Below are 1727 nucleotides of genomic sequence, written 5' to 3'. Positions count from 1 at the left end.
GTCTACCCAGACCACCCCCGCGCCAGTGCTAGCTTTGCGTACCGTCACTTATTGCACTGAAAACGAGGAGACCCCTCCAGGCCTGTCTTGCGCATCCAGGATTACAAAGTCACGCCCTTGGCGTTGTAGGTGCCACCCGCACGCCATGCCAGCCTGGCCGCCACCGATCACGATCACTTCGAAGTTATTTATGTTCGTTTGTGCGCACATATACACATATAAGATGAAAAAAACTACCGCTGATTGCCAGGACAGCAGTGAGCTGCAATGCCCTTGGTGTGTGAAAGCATGTCCTCCAGCCGCTGGATGATTGAGGGACCGTCCACCTCATAAAACATCTGTCGGCCTGACTTCTGCGCGCGCACGATGCCAGCCTCAGACAGTATCTGCAGATGGCGAGAAACCACAGAGCGCTCCTGGGGCAACTCGGCAGCGATCTCCGTTACATCAGCGCTCCCTAGTTGCATCACGCGCTTGAGCACTGCAATCCGGGCAGGCTCGCAAAGCGCCTTGAAAAAGCTGCTTTCCAAGGACCCGATGGCGGCGTCAATGGCATGCGTGCGGTTGAGAGGCGAGGTAGTCATGTGCCGAATAATACGTGTATTTACATGCACATGTAAACCGACGCACCCAGCGGTGCCTACGCTGGCACTTGGGCAGCAAGGTACTGGTCAATCTCGGTTGCAGTGGAGCGCGCGGTGCGCATGACACCTATGAGAGTGGCAGATGCGGGCCCGGTCCATTCGCCGTAGCCGACCAGCCAGAGGCCTGGCACATCGCGCGCACGTGTCCCGTCTACGGTGACTTTGTTATCGGCCACCACGCCAAGAGACTCCAGATGTTGGAGTGCGGGCTTAAACCCGGTACACCACAAGATGGCGTCAAACGTGCGGCTGGTGCCGTCCGCCCACTGTGCGCCTTCAGCTGTCAGCCTCCCAAATGCTCCTACGGCATGAAGCACGCCACGTGCGCGGGCATCCACGACAGGGGGTACCATGACGACATCACCAAATCCCCCTGGCAAGTCTGTCGGGTCACGGCCTTCTTGGATTGCCAGCCACCGTGCAGTTGCGCGTTCAAAGAGTACTCTTCCATCCACATCGTCTGCCAGAAAGGCAGGCGGGCTCAAGGTGGCCCAGGTAGTGGACGCAGCAACCTGCGAAACCTCGGCCAAGATCTGCGCACCCGAGTTGCCACCGCCGACCACCATGACTCGCAGTCCTTGAAATGCGCTGGGCGATACGTAATGTGCGGAGTGAACCTGGAGACCGCCAAACGTGGACCGACCTTCGAGTTCCGGAATAAACGGGTTGCGCCAAGTCCCTGTGGCACTCACCACCACGCGCGCATCCCACGACCGGTCACCTGCCTTTACGGCAAATCCGTGGTCTCTACGCTCCACCGCCGTCACCAGCACAGGCCGCTGTACCGAGAGGTTGTAGCGGGCTTCGTACTGCCGCAGGTAGCAAATAACCTGGTTGCGGCTTGGGTACTGCTCCCCGGAGCTAGGCATGGGCCAGCCAGCAATGGAGCTCCAATTTGCAGGAGAGAACAGGCGCAGAGAGTCCCAGCCATGCTGCCAGGCTCCTCCACCTGCATCCTCGGCGTCCAAGATCAGCACTGAGCGGTTTGTGCGCCTCAGGAAGTAGGTGTCGCATCCCGTACGATCATATGGTCGCTTGTGAAACAGGTGCGGGTGGGTCTGGTACCAATCTTTCATGGCCTGC

Annotated in this window: 2 protein-coding genes and 1 pseudogene; all 3 read right to left on the bottom strand. The window is 59.1% G+C overall.

The annotated features are described in order from the left end of the window. Positions 1-48: 48 nt before the first annotated feature. Positions 49-210 (bottom strand): FAD-dependent oxidoreductase, encoded by a 162-nt coding sequence (locus PO605_RS30720; RefSeq protein ID WP_272207340.1) that lies wholly within the window; start codon positions 208-210, stop codon positions 49-51. A 23-nt stretch (positions 211-233) separates the two neighbouring features. Then, the gene (locus PO605_RS30715) at positions 234-584 is read right to left on the bottom strand and encodes an ArsR/SmtB family transcription factor (protein ID WP_046986829.1); all 351 of its coding nucleotides are present in this window, start codon (positions 582-584) and stop codon (positions 234-236) included. A 56-nt stretch (positions 585-640) separates the two neighbouring features. Then, positions 641-1648: pseudogene (locus PO605_RS30710) on the bottom strand (ArsO family NAD(P)H-dependent flavin-containing monooxygenase); the annotation flags it as partial. Positions 1649-1727: the final 79 nt, after the last annotated feature.

The organism is Delftia sp. DT-2 (assembly GCF_028401915.1).
GTDB classification, from domain to species: Bacteria; Pseudomonadota; Gammaproteobacteria; order Burkholderiales; family Burkholderiaceae_C; genus Comamonas; species Comamonas tsuruhatensis.
The sequence above is the reverse complement of the archived record's forward strand: the minus strand, read 5'-3'. Positions and strand labels throughout refer to the sequence as shown.